This window comes from Mycobacterium sp. pW045 (genome assembly GCF_041287085.1).
Lineage (GTDB): Bacteria > Actinomycetota > Actinomycetes > Mycobacteriales > Mycobacteriaceae > Mycobacterium > Mycobacterium algericum_A.
On the sequence record NZ_JBGGKU010000011.1, the window covers coordinates 19,848 to 36,289 of the forward strand.

At 67.1% G+C, this 16,442-nt stretch carries 16 protein-coding genes; 12 read left to right on the forward strand and 4 right to left on the reverse strand.

Annotated elements, in window-relative coordinates:
- From ACAG20_RS17175 to ACAG20_RS17190, 4 genes are all read left to right on the forward strand, one after another.
- Positions 1 to 867 carry an SDR family oxidoreductase gene (locus ACAG20_RS17175; RefSeq protein WP_370493433.1) on the forward strand — a complete coding sequence of 289 codons (867 nt, stop codon included), beginning with the start codon at positions 1 to 3 and terminating at the stop codon, positions 865 to 867.
- Complete coding sequence (locus ACAG20_RS17180; protein ID WP_370493434.1) at positions 864 to 2,117, forward strand: acyl-CoA dehydrogenase family protein; 1,254 nt, start codon at positions 864 to 866, stop codon at positions 2,115 to 2,117. The genes ACAG20_RS17175 and ACAG20_RS17180 overlap by 4 nt, the downstream gene beginning before the upstream one ends.
- Positions 2,114 to 3,061, forward strand: a complete 948-nt coding sequence (locus ACAG20_RS17185; RefSeq protein ID WP_370493435.1) for an alpha/beta hydrolase — start codon at positions 2,114 to 2,116, stop codon at positions 3,059 to 3,061. The genes ACAG20_RS17180 and ACAG20_RS17185 overlap by 4 nt, the downstream gene beginning before the upstream one ends.
- Before the next feature lie 272 nt (positions 3,062 to 3,333).
- On the forward strand, positions 3,334 to 4,191 hold the full coding sequence (locus tag ACAG20_RS17190; protein ID WP_370493436.1) for an SDR family oxidoreductase: 858 nt from the start codon (positions 3,334 to 3,336) through the stop codon (positions 4,189 to 4,191).
- A 4-nt stretch (positions 4,192 to 4,195) separates the two neighbouring features.
- Here the strand turns inward: ACAG20_RS17190 and ACAG20_RS17195 are convergent, their stop codons facing one another.
- A complete protein-coding gene (locus ACAG20_RS17195; protein WP_370493437.1) occupies positions 4,196 to 4,627 on the reverse strand; it encodes an SRPBCC family protein in 432 nt (143 codons plus the stop codon).
- A 56-nt stretch (positions 4,628 to 4,683) separates the two neighbouring features.
- On the opposite strand from ACAG20_RS17195, the gene ACAG20_RS17200 reads away from it, so the two are divergent.
- On the forward strand, positions 4,684 to 5,721 hold the full coding sequence (locus ACAG20_RS17200) for an AraC family transcriptional regulator ligand-binding domain-containing protein (RefSeq protein WP_370493438.1): 1,038 nt from the start codon (positions 4,684 to 4,686) through the stop codon (positions 5,719 to 5,721).
- A 77-nt stretch (positions 5,722 to 5,798) separates the two neighbouring features.
- Entirely contained in the window at positions 5,799 to 6,689 is an 891-nt protein-coding gene (locus ACAG20_RS17205) for a metal-dependent hydrolase (RefSeq protein WP_370493439.1), read from the forward strand.
- A 3-nt stretch (positions 6,690 to 6,692) separates the two neighbouring features.
- On the opposite strand, the gene mntR is transcribed toward ACAG20_RS17205, so the two are convergent.
- Positions 6,693 to 7,391 (reverse strand): manganese-binding transcriptional regulator MntR, encoded by a 699-nt coding sequence (gene mntR / locus ACAG20_RS17210; RefSeq protein ID WP_370493440.1) that lies wholly within the window; start codon positions 7,389 to 7,391, stop codon positions 6,693 to 6,695.
- A gap of 24 nt (positions 7,392 to 7,415) precedes the next feature.
- Here mntR and ACAG20_RS17215 point away from each other — a divergent pair, with 24 nt between their 5' ends.
- The 5 genes from ACAG20_RS17215 to ACAG20_RS17235 all read left to right on the forward strand — a co-directional run bounded on the left by ACAG20_RS17215 (position 7,416) and on the right by ACAG20_RS17235 (position 13,669).
- Positions 7,416 to 8,399 (forward strand): bifunctional riboflavin kinase/FAD synthetase, encoded by a 984-nt coding sequence (locus tag ACAG20_RS17215; RefSeq protein WP_370493441.1) that lies wholly within the window; start codon positions 7,416 to 7,418, stop codon positions 8,397 to 8,399.
- A gap of 128 nt (positions 8,400 to 8,527) precedes the next feature.
- The gene (gene rpsO, locus ACAG20_RS17220) at positions 8,528 to 8,797 is read left to right on the forward strand and encodes a 30S ribosomal protein S15 (protein ID WP_013829467.1); all 270 of its coding nucleotides are present in this window, start codon (positions 8,528 to 8,530) and stop codon (positions 8,795 to 8,797) included.
- A gap of 289 nt (positions 8,798 to 9,086) precedes the next feature.
- Positions 9,087 to 11,348, forward strand: coding sequence for a polyribonucleotide nucleotidyltransferase (locus ACAG20_RS17225; protein ID WP_370493442.1), 2,262 nt, complete (start codon positions 9,087 to 9,089; stop codon positions 11,346 to 11,348).
- Positions 11,326 to 12,639 (forward strand): M16 family metallopeptidase, encoded by a 1,314-nt coding sequence (locus ACAG20_RS17230; RefSeq protein WP_370493443.1) that lies wholly within the window; start codon positions 11,326 to 11,328, stop codon positions 12,637 to 12,639. Before ACAG20_RS17225 ends, ACAG20_RS17230 begins: the two co-directional genes overlap by 23 nt.
- 4 nt (positions 12,640 to 12,643) lie before the next feature.
- A complete protein-coding gene (locus ACAG20_RS17235) occupies positions 12,644 to 13,669 on the forward strand; it encodes a nitronate monooxygenase (protein WP_370493444.1) in 1,026 nt (341 codons plus the stop codon).
- A 5-nt stretch (positions 13,670 to 13,674) separates the two neighbouring features.
- Here the strand turns inward: ACAG20_RS17235 and ACAG20_RS17240 are convergent, their stop codons facing one another.
- Positions 13,675 to 14,844: a PPE family protein gene (locus ACAG20_RS17240; protein WP_165825004.1), complete on the reverse strand. Its 1,170-nt coding sequence runs from the start codon at positions 14,842 to 14,844 to the stop codon at positions 13,675 to 13,677.
- 16 nt (positions 14,845 to 14,860) lie between these two features.
- Positions 14,861 to 15,160, reverse strand: coding sequence for a PE family protein (locus tag ACAG20_RS17245; protein ID WP_112685853.1), 300 nt, complete (start codon positions 15,158 to 15,160; stop codon positions 14,861 to 14,863).
- Positions 15,161 to 15,525: 365 nt separating this feature from the next.
- Between ACAG20_RS17245 and ACAG20_RS17250 the strand changes: the two genes are divergently transcribed.
- Positions 15,526 to 16,437 carry a metal-dependent hydrolase gene (locus ACAG20_RS17250; RefSeq protein ID WP_370493445.1) on the forward strand — a complete coding sequence of 304 codons (912 nt, stop codon included), beginning with the start codon at positions 15,526 to 15,528 and terminating at the stop codon, positions 16,435 to 16,437.
- The last annotated feature ends 5 nt before the right edge of the window (positions 16,438 to 16,442 follow it).

The following is a 16,442-nucleotide window of genomic DNA, read 5'->3' on the forward strand; positions in this document are numbered from 1 at the left end:
ATGGGTGTATTGGAAGGCCGGGTCGCCGTCATCACCGGCGCCGGACGCGGCATCGGGCGAGAACACGCCCTGCTCTTCGCAGCCGAAGGCGCCGCCGTGGTGGTCAACGACCTGGGCGGAACCAATGCCGGCGAGGGCTCCGACAGCACCACCGCTCAGCAGGTCGTCGACGAGATCGTGGCAGCCGGCGGGCGGGCGGTGGCCAACACCGACAGCGTCAGCGATTGGAACGCCGCCGAAGGGCTTGTGCAGCAGGCCATCGACGAATTCGGCCGGTTGGACGTGCTGGTCAACAACGCCGGCATCCTGCGGGATGCGTTTATCCCCGGCATGGCGGAGTCGCAGTGGGACGCGGTGATCAACGTGCACCTCAAGGGGCACTTCGCGATGCTGCACCATGCCGCGGCGTACTGGAAGGCGCAGTCCAAAGCCGGGGATCAGCCCAACGCGGCGGTGATCAACACCGCCTCGGGGTCCGGAGTCACGCTGCCCAACGCGGGCCAGGCCAACTACGGTGCGGCCAAGGCCGGGATCGCCGCGCTGACCCTGATCGCCGCCGAAGAGCTGGACCGTTACGGGGTGCGGGTCAACGCCATCGCGCCGATCGCCCGCACCCGGCTCACCCTGGCCACACCCGGCATGGGTGCGCTGATGGCCGAGCCGGAGGAGGGCGAGGTCGACCTGTTCAGTCCCGCCAACATCTCGCCGCTGGTGGCCTACCTGGCCACCGAGAAGTGCCCGGTCACCGGGCGGGTCTTCGCGGTGCAGGGCGGTGCCATCTCGGCCTTGCAGGGCTGGCATGACACCGAGACCATCGAGACCGACGGCCTTTGGCAGATCGACGACATCGCAGCGAGGTTGCCATGATCGAGTGGTCCGGCACCGACGAACTGATCCGGGACAGCGTTAGGGAATTCATCGACCGGGAGGTTCGGCCGAACCTCGACGCGCTGGAGAGCGGCGAACTTCCGCCTTATCCGATCCTGCGGAAGCTGTTCGCCGACTTCGGGATTGACGTGCTCGCGGCGGAAGCCATCAAAAGCCGACTGGAGAAGGCGCACGCGAGGCAGGCAGGCCAAGCCGGGAGTGAGCCGGCCGCGTCGTCCGACGGCGGCTTCGGCGATCTGGGTGCGCAGGCCTCGATGGGGTTGATCCTGGTCAGCGAACTCGCCGGTGTCAGCTTGGGATTGGTCGCCGCGGTCGGTGTCAGTCTCGGCCTGGGGGCCGCCACGATCCTGTCGCGCGGCACCCTGGCGCAGCAGGAGCGCTGGTTGCCGGAGCTGCTCACCCTGGAAAAGATTGCCGCCTGGGCGATCACCGAGCCGGATGCGGGCTCCGACGCGTTCGGCGGGATGAAGACCTACGTCCGACGTGACGGTGACGATTACATCCTCAATGGCCAGAAGACGTTCATCACCAACGGCCCCTACGCCGACACTCTCATCGTCTACGCCAAGCTGGATGAACAGGACGGCGCTGATCCGCGCAACCGCAAGGTGCTCACCTTCGTCCTCGACGCCGGCATGCCCGGCCTGACCCAGGGCAAGCCGTTCAAGAAGATGGGCATGCACTCCTCGCCGACCGGCGAGTTGTTCTTCGACGACGTGCGGTTGGGGCGTGACCGGCTGCTGGGCGAGACCGAGGAGCACACCGGCGGCGACGGGCGTGACAGTGCCCGGGCCAACTTCGTCGCCGAACGGGTCGGGGTTGCCGCACTGGCGTTGGGGATCATCAACGAGTGCCATCGGCTCTGCGTCGACTACGCCAAGAGCCGCACCCTGTGGGGCCAGAACATCGGCGGATTCCAGCTGATCCAACTCAAGCTGGCCAAGATGGAGGTGGCCCGGATCAACGTGCAGAACATGGTGTTCCAGACGCTGGAGAAGGCCAAGCACGGCAAGATCCCGACGCTGGCCGAGGCATCGGCGATAAAGCTGTACTCCTCGGAGGCGGCTACCGAGGTCGCGATGGAGGCGGTGCAACTGTTCGGCGGCAACGGCTACATGACCGAGTACCGGGTGGAACAGCTGGCCCGGGATGCCAAGTCGCTGATGATCTACGCCGGCAGTAACGAGGTTCAGGTCACCCACATCGCCAAGGGGCTGCTGAGCCAGTGAGACTGCGTCGCTGGTCGATCACTCTTGCTGATCGGCTCACGTATAGCCGCGTGTCGCGCGTGGTCTTCACCGCGACATTGAACGTAGTGCTGTCGAACCGCTGGCTGTTGGCCCGACTGCGGCCGGTGGCCGACCGAGCGATCATCGCCGCCAGCCCGGTGCTTCCCGGTGTTGAGGTCGGCGCGGCATCCGCGCCGGTGAAAGGTGAGTGGGTGCGTGCACCGGCGGCCATCGACAACGATCGCGTGCTGTTGGTTCTGCACGGTAGTGGCTACCTGATCTGCTCGGCGCGGACCCATCGTGGTTTCGCGGCGCAGCTGTCACAGCATTCGGGCATGCCCGCCTTGGTCATCGACTATCGGTTGGCGCCTGAACACCGGTTTCCAGCGGCCGAGGATGACGCGATGGCGGCATACCGGTGGTTGCTCAGCCGCGGCTACGACTCGAGCAAGGTTGTGGTAGCCGGAGACTCGGCGGGAGGCCACCTTGCCGTGGCGTTGGCGTTGCGAGCCCGGCGAGAAGGGTTGCCGGTTCCGGCGGCGCCCGCCCTGTTCGGTCCGCTGGTCGATCCTGCCTACCGGGCGCCGATGGTTGACATGCGGACTCGACGTCAACCGTTCGATCCACGGGCCGCTGCCCGTGCCGTGGGGCTGTATTTCGGCGATCACGATCCAGAGGACGCCCGCCTATGCCTATTGAATGCGGATCTCGCTGGTCTTCCGCCAATCCAATTGCATTACGGCACTAGAGAAGTCATGCGATCTGATGCCGAAGAACTGGCCGCGCGGGTGATCGCAGCCGGTGGTCGGTGCGAGGAACGAGTCTGGCCGGAGCTGATGCACGGCTACTGGCTCTGGCCCCGCGACTCCGACGGGAGTTCAGCCAGCTTGATCTCGGCGGGTGAGTTTCTGCGCACCGCAGTCGCCCAAGCCGACGCCAGCTGAGGAATAAGAGTATATGCCTGCACGAACACCGGACGATGTCCGGAATGCCACTAGCATCTGTCAGCTGTTTCAGGACACCGCCGCCGCTCATCCGGATCGCCCCGCACTACGATCAGCTGGGCTGAGTATCCAAGGCCGGGGTGGAATCGCTGGTGCGATCGTCACGCATCGAACTGGACGGCAGTGGGGTCAAAGTCGGTATCGCCTACTTCTAGTTTTTATCGGTTCCTCGTACCTTCTCGGTCGGCAGCGGCAAGTGCAAAGTGGTAGTCATGGATATCTGGTGTCTCGGCGGCCGACGGTCAGCGGTTACATTTGTCGTTGCGATCACCGGCGGTGCCCGCGGCATCGGCCTGGCCACTGCGCGCGCCTTCGTAGCCGCGGGCGCCAAGGTGGCGATCGGTGACCTCGACGTCGAGTTGGCGAAGAAGGCGGCTGATCAGATCGCCGGCAAGGTCGTGGCGCTTCCTCTGGATGTCACCTCGCCGCAGTCGTTTTCGGCGTTTCTGGACGACACGGAGGCCACGCTTGGCTCGCTCGACGTCCTGGTCAACAATGCGGGCGTCATGCTCACCGGCGAATTCCTTGCCGAATCGCCGGCGACCGTCAGCAAGATGATCGACGTCAACCTGCACGGGGTCATCCTGGGGTGCAAGTTGGCTGCCGACCGCTTCACCGGCCGCGGCGGCGGAACGATCATCAACATCGCGTCGATGGCCGGTATCGCGGGCTTTCCCGGCGTCGCGACATACTGCGCCACCAAGTTCGGTGTGGTGGGCCTGACCGCCGCATTGCGGGAGGAGTTGCGGCCGCGCGGGATCACCGTGAGCGCGATTCTGCCGGGGATCGTGCACACCGAACTGTCGGCCGGAGTGCAGCTTCCGGGCGCCGTGGAGCACTTCGCATCAGTGGAGCCCGAAGACATCGCCAAGGCCGTCGTCGCAGCTGCGCGGACGCGGCGAGCGACATCCTTTGTACCGCGCCGAATGGGTTGGGCGTTGCGCACAGCCCTGGCCATGCCGGAAGGCCCACGCCGCCTCATCGCTCGGGTGACCCGCACTGAGCAGCTCTATCTCGCCGTAGACCAGGCCACCCGGGACGCCTACCACGCCCGGGCGGGCGGCGACTGACGGCTCAGGTGTACAGGGCTTCGAATTGCTTGATGGACCGCTCGATGTCGCCCTTGACCGCGCGGGCCGCGGTGGCCCCGATTGGGCCGAACAGCGGCCGGCCACCCAGGTCTATCCGCAGGGTGAACTTCGATCCCGATGCCGTCGGGGCGATCGCCAGGGTCAGTGCGTATTTGGTGCCGCCCACTCCCTCCCCGGTGAGCTCCAGCAGCGTCGGTGGGTCGACCTTGCGGACTGTCCAGGTGACGCGGTTGCGCATGCCCTTGGCTCCCGCCACCCCGACCAGGGTCATTCCCGCCTCGAGTTCGGCTGGGATCTCACAACGCCATCCCTGATGCAGGGACAGCCAGTCGCCCAACTCGGTCAGATTCGATGCGTGGGACCAGGCTTCGGCGGGAGGCAGCGACAGCTCACGGGACAGTTCAAGTTTTGCCATCGGCAAATCGTAGTGCGGTAGGAGCTACCCGATCCAAATTTGATACATTCGGACATGTGTCGATCTGTGGTGCCGCGCAGGCGGATTGGGATATTCCGCGGCCCGCGGCGACCTGCCGGCATCTGCTGGCGGCGGCCCGGCTGCAGGGCATCGATGCCGAGGACTGCCTGGCGGGAACCGATCTCGGTGTGGCCGACATCGAGGACGGTGCCACCGAAGTCCAAGCCGGTCAGGAGCTGGCAATCGTCCGTAACATTCTCGCGCGTGTTGATGATCCGCACGAGTTCGCCTGCGCCGTCGGGGTTCAGTACAACTTCGCCAACATGGGGATTCTCGGTTATGCATTGCTGGCGAGCCCGACGCTGGGTGATGCGGTCAACATCGCCTGCCGGTACGCGGCGCTGTCATCGACATTTCACCGCCTGACCCGCTGCGACACCGACGATGGTGCGGTCCTGGAATTCGACAACAGCGCTGTTCCTGCCGACGTGCGCGAGTTCATGCTCGAACGTGACATGTTCGCCGTGATCAACGTCGCGCCGCTGCTGATCGGACAGTTGGAGTCCACGATCGCACTGAAAGTGGAACTCCCCGGGATCGACTTCCCGGTTGATCGGCTGGAATTTCCCTGGCTGACAGTCGAGTTGGACCTGGCGGCGACACGCGCCGCGATTTCCATCCCGGCGAATGCGCTGGCGCTGGCGATGCCGGCCGCCGACGCCGCGACCGCACTGACGTGCGCTCAGCAGTGTGAGGAGTTGTTGGAGTCGCGCCGTCAGCGCCGCGGGCTGGCCGCGCTGGTGCGCTCCCGCCTGGTTCGCGATCCCGGCCAGCTGCCGGCCATGGCCGAGATCGCCGACGAACTGTCCATCACCGAGCGCACGCTGCATCGCCGCCTCGCGGCCGAACACACCAGCTACCGCGCGCTGGTGGATGAGGTTCGGGTGACCCTCGCGGTGGCCCTGCTCGAGTCCGGGCTCACCGTCGAGGAGACGGCACGTCAGCTGGGCTATTCCGAGACCGCCGCCTTCACCCGCGCCTTCAGTCGGTGGACCGGGACGCCGCCGAGCAGACACCGTCGCGCCAAAGCCTGAGCGGGTGTCCGAATCGATCAAATCACTGTCCGATTCGCGCATTCCCAGGACCACTCGCGTCGGCCAGGCTGGTCCTCATGGTTGCTTCTCACGATGTGGTGGATCTGACGGTGCGGCGGATGAACTTCGGGTTCAACGATGCACCTCCGACAGACAAGTATTTCGCCGACGGCAGCATGGTGTTCAGCCACCTGGTGGCGATCCTGTCGGCGATCTTCCCTCCGGGCGAGGACATCTTCGTGCGGTCGGTTCGCCGCTACGTCGACGTCATCGACGACCCCGATCTGAAGAAGCGGGTCGCCGGCTTCATCGGACAGGAGAAGACGCACGGCCGACAACACCGTGAGCTCAACGAGCAGCTGACGGCGATGGGATACCCGACCGCGTGGTTCGAATACCTGCTGGAAAGCACCGAGCGTATGGAGAAGTTCCTCGACAAGCAGTACCCCGACCCGGGCCGGCTGCCGAGACTTCGCCATTTCTTCCTCGGATTCACGGTGGCCGCAGAACATTTCACCGCGGTGTGGGCGGCGAACATTCTCAAGCGCCCGGAAATCCAGACGATGATGTATGACCCCGAGATTCGTAACCTGCTCAACTGGCATGCGCTGGAAGAACTGGAACACAAATCGGTCGCGTTCGACGTCTACCGGGCCATCGGTGTTCCCGAATCGACACGCATCCGTTGGATGCGCTTCGCGCAGAACTGCGGGATACCGATCCTGGTGCTGTTCACCTGGCTGTCGATCGCCACCACCGACGTTGAGGGCCGCCGTCAGCCGTTCCGGATCCTCAAGGAGACCGTGCAGATGCTCCGCAACCCGATGTGGCAGGGCTTCTACGGCGACATGCGGCCCTTTAAGAAGCGGGATTTTCACCCCGACCAGATCGACACCGCCGAACTCGTCGCATATTGGCAGCGAGAACTCTTCGGTGCCGAAGGTGAACTCGCCGGCCACCTGAGATAGCGGCTAGACCATCCAGATCGCCTGCGCGGCGGGGCTTCCCAGGTCGATCATGGTCTGTTCCCCGTCGGGTGCCCCGGGAGGCGCCAGGGCCACCGAGATGATCCCGGCGAAATCCCGGCGGGTGAGAACGTGCACCCGGGCATCGAGGCTGATGCCCACCGCGTCGAAGTAACGCAGCATCTCCGGGTCGGCATCGGAGATCCGCGCGACGGTCCCGGAGTCACCCTCGGCGCATTCCCACAACTGGCGTGCCGGGGGAGTGGGCACCCGCCCATCTGCCGCCGGGATCGGGTCGCCGTGCGGGTCACGCTGCGGGAATCCCAGCTTGGCGTCAATGCGGTCCACCAGCGCGTCGGAGACCGCGTGCTCGAGCACCTCGGCCTCGTCGTGCACCTCGTCCCAGCTGTAGCCCAGCTCGCGCACCAGGAACGTCTCGATCAAACGGTGCCGGCGCACCATGGCCAGCGCCGCCCGGCGACCCTCATCGGTGAGGCTCACCGCGCCGTACTTCTCGTGGTCCACCAGGCCGGCGTCGGCGAGTTTGCGGATCGACTCCGAGGCGGTGCTCGCCGAGACGCCGATCTTCTCGGCCAGCATCTTGGTGCTGACCTTGTCGGGTGACCATTCCTGCGCGGTCCAGATGACCTTCAGGTAGTCCTGAGCGACGGTAGTCAGCCCGTCCGACTGCTCCCAAGGGCTCACGGCACACAGTTTAGGCTTGCGGGTGTGCAACGGTGGCGGGGGCAGGACGAGATCCCCACAGACTGGGGCAGGTGCGTGCTCACCATCGGAGTGTTCGACGGTGTGCACCGTGGCCATGCCGAACTGATCGCGCACGCGGTGAAGGCCGGCAAGGCCCGCGGGGTGCCGACGGTGTTGATGACCTTCGATCCGCATCCGATGGAGGTTGTCTACCCGGGCAACCACCCGGCTCAGCTCACCACCTTGGCGCGCCGCGCCGAGCTGGTCGAGCAGGCCGGCGTCGACGTGTTCCTGGTCATTCCGTTCACCCCCGACTTCATGAAGCTCACCCCCGACCGCTACATCCACGAACTGCTGGTTGAGCATCTGCACGTGGTGGAAGTGGTGGTCGGGGAGAACTTCACCTTCGGGCGCAAGGCGGCGGGCAACGTCGAGACGCTGCGCCGCGCCGGCGAACAGTTCGGGTTCGCGGTGCAGTCGGTTTCGCTGGTGGCTGAGCGCGCCGACTCGGACGTGACGCAGCCGGTCACCTTCTCCTCGACCTATATCCGGTCATGCGTGGACGCCGGCGACGTCGTCGCGGCGGCCGAGGCGCTGGGGCGGCCGCATCGCGTCGAGGGACTGGTGGTGCGCGGCGACGGCCGCGGACGTGACCTGGGCTTCCCGACGGCCAACGTGGCGCCGTCGGCGTATGCGGCCATCCCCGCCGACGGGGTGTATGCCGCGTGGTTCACCGTGCTGGGACACGGCCCGGTGCCGGGCACCGTCGTCGCCGGTCAGCGTTGCCGGGCTGCGGTGTCGGTGGGCACCAACCCGACCTTTTCCGGGCGGGCGCGCACCGTTGAGGCGTTCGTGCTCGACCAAACCGCCGATCTGTACGGACAACGGGTGGCCGTCGACTTCGTCAGCCGGATCCGCGGGCAGGAGAAATTCGACGCCGTGGCGGATCTGGTGGCGGTGATGAACACGGACGTGGAGAAGACCCGCGACCTGCTGGCCGAAGGCTGACCGCTCGCACGATTGGGCACGATTGGGAAGGGTGCCCGAGGCGCTGCTAGACTCGCCCCTCGGCGTGCTGCAGTCCGCGGTGGCCGCCGTCATTTCATTCGCGGGACGATATTGATGGAGATGTTTTCGTGGCGCTGACCGCCGAGCAGAAAAAAGAGATCCTGGGCAGCTACGGCCTGCACGAGACCGACACCGGATCGCCGGAGGCGCAGGTCGCGTTGCTGACCAAGCGGATCACCGATCTCACCGAGCACCTCAAGACCCACAAGCACGACCACCACTCCCGGCGTGGGCTGCTGCTGCTGGTCGGCCGGCGTCGTCGTCTGCTCAAGTACCTCGCCCAGGTCGATGTGGCGCGTTACCGCTCGCTCATCGAGCGCCTGGGCCTGCGGCGCTGACATTCGGCGACAACGCCGCCGTGTAGAGTAAGACCGTTCCGGGTTCCGCCCGGGCATCGGTGTGGCCCGCGCAGTCCGCGCGCGTCACTCCGGCACGTCACGACGGGACACGTTCCCGCGATCAGCCAGACCTGTGTCGGGCGGTCTTCGGTAGTGGCAGCCGGGTCTGAACGTTCGTGCAGAATCCGGCCGCTTCGATCGACGACCGTAGCCGCATCCAGGTTCGTCGCTGGTCTATGTCTGGCGTCGCGAAACAGCTGAACGAACCAGGAAGGCCGCACGGGCGTCCATGTCTGCAATTGAAATTGAAGAAGGCGTTTTCGAGTCCACCGCCACCCTCGACAACGGGAGCTTCGGCACCCGCACCATTCGCTTCGAGACCGGCCGGCTGGCCCAGCAGGCCGCCGGCAGCGTCGTCGCCTACCTCGACGACGAGACCATGCTGTTGTCGGCGACCACCGCCAGCAAGGCTCCCAAAGATCATTTCGACTTCTTCCCGCTCACCGTCGACGTCGAGGAGCGGATGTACGCCGCCGGGCGGATCCCGGGTTCGTTCTTCCGCCGCGAGGGCCGGCCGTCCACCGACGCCATCCTGACCTGCCGGCTCACCGATCGCCCGCTGCGCCCGTCGTTCGTCGAGGGCCTGCGCAACGAGGTCCAGGTGGTGGTGACCGTGCTGAGCCTGGACCCCAAGGAGCTCTACGACGTGGTGGCGATCAACGCCGCGTCGGCCTCCACCCAGCTTGCCGGCCTGCCGTTCTCCGGCCCGGTCGGCGCGGCGCGGGTGGCGCTGATCGACGGCACCTGGGTGGCGTTCCCCACGATCGAGCAGCTCGAGCGCGCGACCTTCGACATGGTGCTGGCCGGACGGGCCGTCGACGATGGTGACGTCGCGATCATGATGGTCGAGGCCGAGGCCACCGACAACGTCATCGAGCTCATCGAAGCCGGCGCGCAGGCGCCCACCGAGACCGTGGTGGCCGAGGGCCTGGAGGCGGCCAAGCCGTTCATCGCGGCGCTGTGCAAGGCCCAGCAGGAGCTGGCCGATGCCGCCGCCCGCCCGACCGCCGAGTACCCGCTGTTCCCGCCTTACGGTGATGACGTCTACTACTCGGTGGCGTCGGTCGCCACCGATGAGCTGGCCAAGGCGCTGACCATCGCCGGCAAGGCCGAGCGCGACGAGCGCACCGAGGAGATCAAGGCCGAGGTCATCGAGCGGCTCGCCGAAACCTACGAGGGCCGCGAGAAGGAGATCAGCGCGGCCTACCGCAGCCTGACCAAGAAGCTGGTTCGGCAGCGGATTCTGACCGATCACTTCCGCATCGACGGCCGCGGGATCACCGACATCCGGGCGTTGAGTGCCGAGGTCGCGGTGGTGCCGCGCGCGCACGGCAGCGCGCTGTTCGAGCGGGGCGAGACCCAGATCATGGGCGTGACCACGCTGGACATGATGAAGATGGCGCAGCAGATCGACTCGCTGGGGCCGGAGACCTCCAAGCGGTACATGCACCACTACAACTTCCCGCCGTATTCCACCGGTGAGACCGGCCGGGTCGGCTCGCCCAAGCGCCGCGAGATCGGCCACGGCGCGCTGGCGGAGCGGGCGCTGGTTCCGGTGCTGCCCAGTGTCGAGGAGTTCCCCTACGCCATCCGGCAGGTGTCGGAGGCGCTGAGCTCCAACGGTTCCACCTCGATGGGTTCGGTGTGCGCCTCCACGCTGGCGCTGCTCAACGCCGGCGTGCCGCTGAAAGCTCCGGTCGCCGGTATCGCCATGGGCCTGGTCTCCGACGATGTCGAGGTCGACGGTAAGACCGAGCGCCGGTTCGTCGCGCTCACCGACATCCTGGGCGCCGAGGACGCGTTCGGCGACATGGACTTCAAGGTGGCCGGCACCAAGGACTTCGTCACCGCGCTGCAGCTCGACACCAAGCTCGACGGGATTCCGTCCCAGGTGCTCGCGGGTGCGCTGGCGCAGGCCAAAGATGCCCGGTTGACCATCCTGGAGGTGATGGCCGAGGCCATCGACGCCCCCGACGAGATGAGCCCCTACGCGCCGCGGGTCACCACCATCAAGGTTCCGGTGGACAAGATCGGCGAGGTGATCGGGCCCAAGGGCAAGATGATCAACTCGATCACCGAGGAGACCGGCGCCCAGATCTCCATCGAGGACGACGGCACCGTGTTCGTCGGTGCCACCGACGGTCCGTCGGCGCAGGCCGCGATCGACAAGATCAACGCGATCGCCAACCCGCAGCTGCCGAAGATCGGCGAGCGGTTCCTGGGCACGGTGGTCAAGACCACCGACTTCGGCGCGTTCGTGTCGCTGCTGCCGGGCCGCGACGGGCTGGTGCACATCTCCAAGCTCGGCAAGGGCAAGCGGGTCGCCAAGGTCGAGGACGTTGTCAAGGTCGGCGACAAGCTGCGGGTGGAGATCGCCGACATCGACAACCGCGGCAAGATCTCGCTGGTGCCCGTGGAAGATTCGGCTGAGTCGGCCGACTCAGGCCAGGGGTCCGCTCAGCCTGTCGATGCCGCGGCAACCGAGAGCTGACATCGCGCGCGCCACACTGCGACGCACCACCCTGCCGGGCGGGCTACGGGTCGTCACCGAGTACCTCCCGGCGGTCCGTTCGGCATCGGTGGGCGTCTGGGTCGGTGTGGGGTCGCGCGATGAGGGCGCCACACTGGCCGGGGCGGCCCACTTCCTGGAACATCTGCTGTTCAAGGCCACTCCGTCGCGCACCGCGGCCGGTATAGCCCAGGCGATGGATGCCGTCGGCGGAGAGCTCAATGCCTTCACCGGCAAGGAGCAAACCTGCTACTACGCCCATGTGCTCGACACCGACCTGGAGTTGGCCGTCGCACTGGTGAGCGACGTGGTGCTCAACGGATCCTGCGCGGCCGCCGACGTCGACCTCGAGCGCGACGTGGTGCTCGAGGAACTCGCGATGCGCGATGACGATCCCGAGGACGCCCTGGGTGATGTGTTCGCCTCGACGCTGTTCGGCGACCATCCGATCGGACGGCCGGTGATCGGCAATGTCGAGTCGGTGTCGACGATGACGGCCAAGCAGTTGCGCTCGTTTCACCAGCGCCGTTACACACCCGAGCGCATGGTGGTGGCGGTGGCGGGCAATGTCGACCACGAGACGGTGGTGGCACTGGTACGAGAACACTTCGGGCACCGGCTGATCCGTGGTCAGCGGCCCGCCGCACCGCGACGTGGCACCGCCCGGATGCCCGGTGCCCCCGGGTTGACCCTGATCAATCGCGACGCCGATCAGACCCACATGTCGCTGGGGGTGCGGGTCCCGGGGCGCTACTGGCAGCACCGCCAGGCGCTGGCCGTGCTGAACACTGCTCTCGGTGGGGGCCTCAGTTCCCGGCTGTTCCAAGAGGTTCGGGAGTCCCGCGGGCTGGCGTACTCGATTTACTCGTCGGTGGACACCTTCGCCGACGCGGGTGCGCTGTCGGTCTACACCGCCTGCCAGCCGGAGCGGTTCGCCGAGGTGGCGGCCGTGACCGCCGAGGTGCTCGACTCGGTGGCACGCGACGGCATCACCGCCGAGGAATGCCGGATCGCGAAGGGGTCGCTGCGTGGCGGGCTGGTGTTGGGCCTGGAGGACTCGGGTTCGCGGATGAACCGGTTGGGCCGCACCGAACTGAACTACGGCCGGCACCGGCCCATCTCCCGCACGCTGCGGGAACTGTCCGCGGTCACCGTCGAGGAGGTCAACGCCGTGGCGAAGCGACTGTTGCACCGGCCCTACGGTGTCGCTGTTCTCGGCCCGTACCGGTCGAAAGGGGCGCTGCCGCGGCGGTTGCGGTCGATGGCAGGCTAGGGGGATGGTGTTCAGCTTCTCCGAACTCGCGATCCCGTTGGTCGGTGCTCCCATGGCCGGGGGTCCCAGCACGCCGGCGCTCGCCGCGGCGGTGTCTGCGGCCGGTGGCCTGGGATTCGTCGCCGGCGGTTACCGCACTCCGCAACAGTTGGCCGACGAGATCACCGCCGCGCGCGACGCCACCACCGGACCGATCGGCGCCAATCTCTTTGTGCCCCAACCCAGCGTCGCCGACGTGGTGCTGCTCGACGATTACGCCGATCTGTTGGACCCACTGGCCGAACACTACGGCGTCGAGCTGGGCCGGCCCCGCTTCGGCGACGACGACTGCTGGCCGGAGAAGCTCGAGGTGATCGCCGACCTGCGGCCCACCGCGGTGTCGTTCACGTTCGGTACGCCTTCGCCCGACCAGCTGGCGAGACTGCGCGCGTTGCGCATCCTGACCATGGTCACGGTGACGTCGGCCTACGAGGCCGGCATCGCGGTGGCACACGGCGCCGAGGTGCTGGTGGTGCAGGGTCCCCACGCCGGTGGCCACCGCGGCACGTTCGCCCCCGACATGCAGCCGGGCAATGACAGCCTGGAGGATCTCCTGGCCGAGATCGGCCATGCCCACGGCGATGTCCCGCTGGTGGCGGCCGGTGGTCTGGGCACCGCTGCCGCTGTGGCCGGGGTGTTGCGGCGTGGCGCGGTGGCCGCGCAGGTCGGTACCGCACTGCTGCTGGCCGATGAGGCGGGCACCAACCCGACGCACCGGGCGGCGCTGACCAACCCGGAATTCGGCAACACCACGGTGACGTGCGCGTTCTCCGGCCGGTATGCCCGCGGCCTGGAGAACGACTTCACGCGAGCCTTCGACAACGTGGCGCCGGTGGGATACCCCGAGATCAACCACATGACCACCCCCATCCGGGCGGCGGCGGTGGCCATGGATGACCCGCACGGCACCAGCCTGTGGGCCGGGACCGCATATCGCGCCGCCCGTTCGGGTCCGGCTGCCGACATCGTGGCCGGGTTAGCGTCGGATTGAGCCGGTCACCACATGGTCGACCGTCGCCCCTTGACGGCCTTGCGTTTGGCGTCCTCCTCGGATGCCTTGTGGTTTCGGGACCCGGCGCCGCCGCGCCCGTCCATCGCCATCAGCGGTGCACCACCGAATAGCGGCATGCCGCTGAACATTCCGGCGGCGCGTTCGCCCGCGACGACGTTGGCCGTCGAGAACTCGGCTGCGGCCAGCCGCATTTCCGGGGCGGCTGTGGCCCAGGCCTTGGGAACCGACAACCCGCTGACCGAGGCCGCATTGCCCAGGCCCGCCGACATCGCCGCCGACGACAGGGTGGCGGTGGCGCCCTCGACCGGTATCAGACCCAGCGGCAGGCCCGCCGCAAAGGACGTGGCCGACAACGCCTCCAGGCCGAAGGGTGCCGGGAGCCCGGCGGCACCCAGGATGTACTCGGGTATGAAGGCGGCGATGATCGCGGTGAGCATGAAGGTCGACACCGGGGCGGCGCCCAGCGTGGCCAGGTCGCTGAAAATGTCGGGAAGCATCAGCGACGTCGCGTCCGCCGCCCCGGCCATCGCATGCGGCATCGCCTGCATTGCCTGGTTGACGGTGGCTTGCGCGGCTCCCTGCCCCAACGCCTCGGCGGCAGCGGCACCTTGCGTCGCCACGCCGGCCGGGTCTGCGGTCTGGGGCGGCGCGGTGAACGGGACCATCTCCGATGCAACCTCAGCGGCTGCGGCATAGCCGTACATCGCTGCCGCGTCCTGCGCCCACATCTCGCCGTAGAGGGCCTCGGTGGCGGCGATGGCCGGGGCGTTTTGACCGAAGAAGTTCGTTGCGACCAGGGTGGCCAACTGCGCTCGGTTGGCGGCGATGGCCGGCGGCGGAACGGTCATGGCGAACGCGCCCGAATGGGCCGTGGCCGCGGCCATCGCCTGGGCGCCGGTCAGTTCCGCCTGCTCGGCGGTGGCGGTGAGCCAGGTGGCATACGGTGCCGCCGCCGCCGCCATCTTCGTCGACGACGCACCCAGCCATGCGCCGCTGGTCAGCTCGGTTACCACTGCTCGGTAGCTCGCGGCAGCGGTGTGCAGTTCGGCGGCCAGCTCAGTCCAGGCAGCCGAAGCAGCCACCAGCGACCCTGAACCGGGGCCGGCGTACATCCGTGCGGAGTTGACCTCCGGCGGTAGCGCTGCGAAATCCATGGGTGCGTCTCCAGCTCTACCCGGCCGCGACCGCGTTGGCGGCTTCAGCGACGGCATAGGTGTTCGCGCTGCCATTGAGGGTCGCCACGAACATCTCGTGAATGGCGGCGGCGTGAGCGCTGACTTGGTGGTAGTGCTGTGCCTGGGTCGTGAAGCGTGCGGCCAGCATCGCCGAGACCTCGTCGGCGGCCGGGGGCAGCACCCCGGTCGTGGGAACTTGCGCGGCGGTGTTCTGGGAGGCGAGTGCGACCCCGGTGCTCGACAAGCAGTCGGCGGCGGCCCGCAACGCTTCGGGATCTGCGGTGAGGAACGACAAGAAGCTCTCCTTAAAACAATGGCAGACAAGGCAAACGACCGGTCTAAGACCGGACAGGCTGTGCCTCAACGTTTCCTGGGAACATCCGACACGTTTCCTGACCGTGCGGCCGAACTCCAAGCGGGTTAACAACGTCTTAACGTTCGCCGCGAGATATTTACAGAGCTGTCAATATCCGGGGTCTCGAGTAACGCGCCGGACACCTGCGCGGCGTTCTACGGGCTGACCGGTACCGGCGGTACCGCTATGATCGGGTCCAAGCAACGAGCCACGAGAACCGGCAACCCCTTAGACGTTCGCGGGGATCTTGTCGAGGCCAACGACATCGAATATGGTTTTGTAAACGCGTCGGTGAAGGAGTTGCCATGCTTTCGGTTGACGACCGAGCCGCAGGCCCGCACGGTACTGGGGCGCAGGACCACGAGCGCATCGTGCTACAGGCCCGCGACGTCGCATTCGACTGGTCGGACCTGCCGGTGCACTATGTGCCCGGCGAGCCGTTCGCCACCCACTTCTGCAATGTGCTGCACCTGTTGTTGCCCGCCGGCGAGGAGTTCTTCGTCGAGGTGTTCAAGCAGGCCCTGCCGCTGATCAAAGACGACCAACTGCGCCTCGACGTCCAGGGGTTCATCGGGCAGGAGGCCACTCATTCCCAGGCGCACGCCGGTGTTGTCGACCACCTCGCCGCCCGTGGCGTCGACATGGCGCCCTTCACCGCCCAGATCAGGTGGTTGTTCGACAAGTTGCTCGGCGACCGCCCGCACTGGAGCAAGCGCCGCCAGCAGCGCTGGCTGCTGGAACGGGTGTCGCTGATCGCCGCCGTCGAGCATTACACGGCGATTCTGGGCGAGTGGGTGCTCGACAGCCCGGCGCTGGATGAGGCCGGAGCGCACCCGGCGATGCTGGACATGCTTCGCTGGCACGGCGCCGAAGAGGTCGAGCACAAGGCCGTCGCCTTCGATGTGATGAAGCACCTGCGCGCCGGATACCTCCGGCAGGTCCGCACCCAGCTGATCGTCACGCCGCTGATGCTGTGGCTGTGGGTGCGCGGGCTGCGGTTCATGTACAAGGTGGACCCGGAATTGCCGGCGGGAGTCAAACCGCGGTGGCGGGACTGGTTTGTGGTGGCGCGCCGCGGGCTGGTTCCCGCTCCGTTCGAGTTCATGCCCGCCATCGCCTCCTACTACCGGCCGGGCTTCCATCCGGCGCAGCTCGGCGGGGTGGAGAAGGCGGTCAACTACCTGGCGGTGTCACCCGCCGCTCGCGCCACGCACTGACCGGT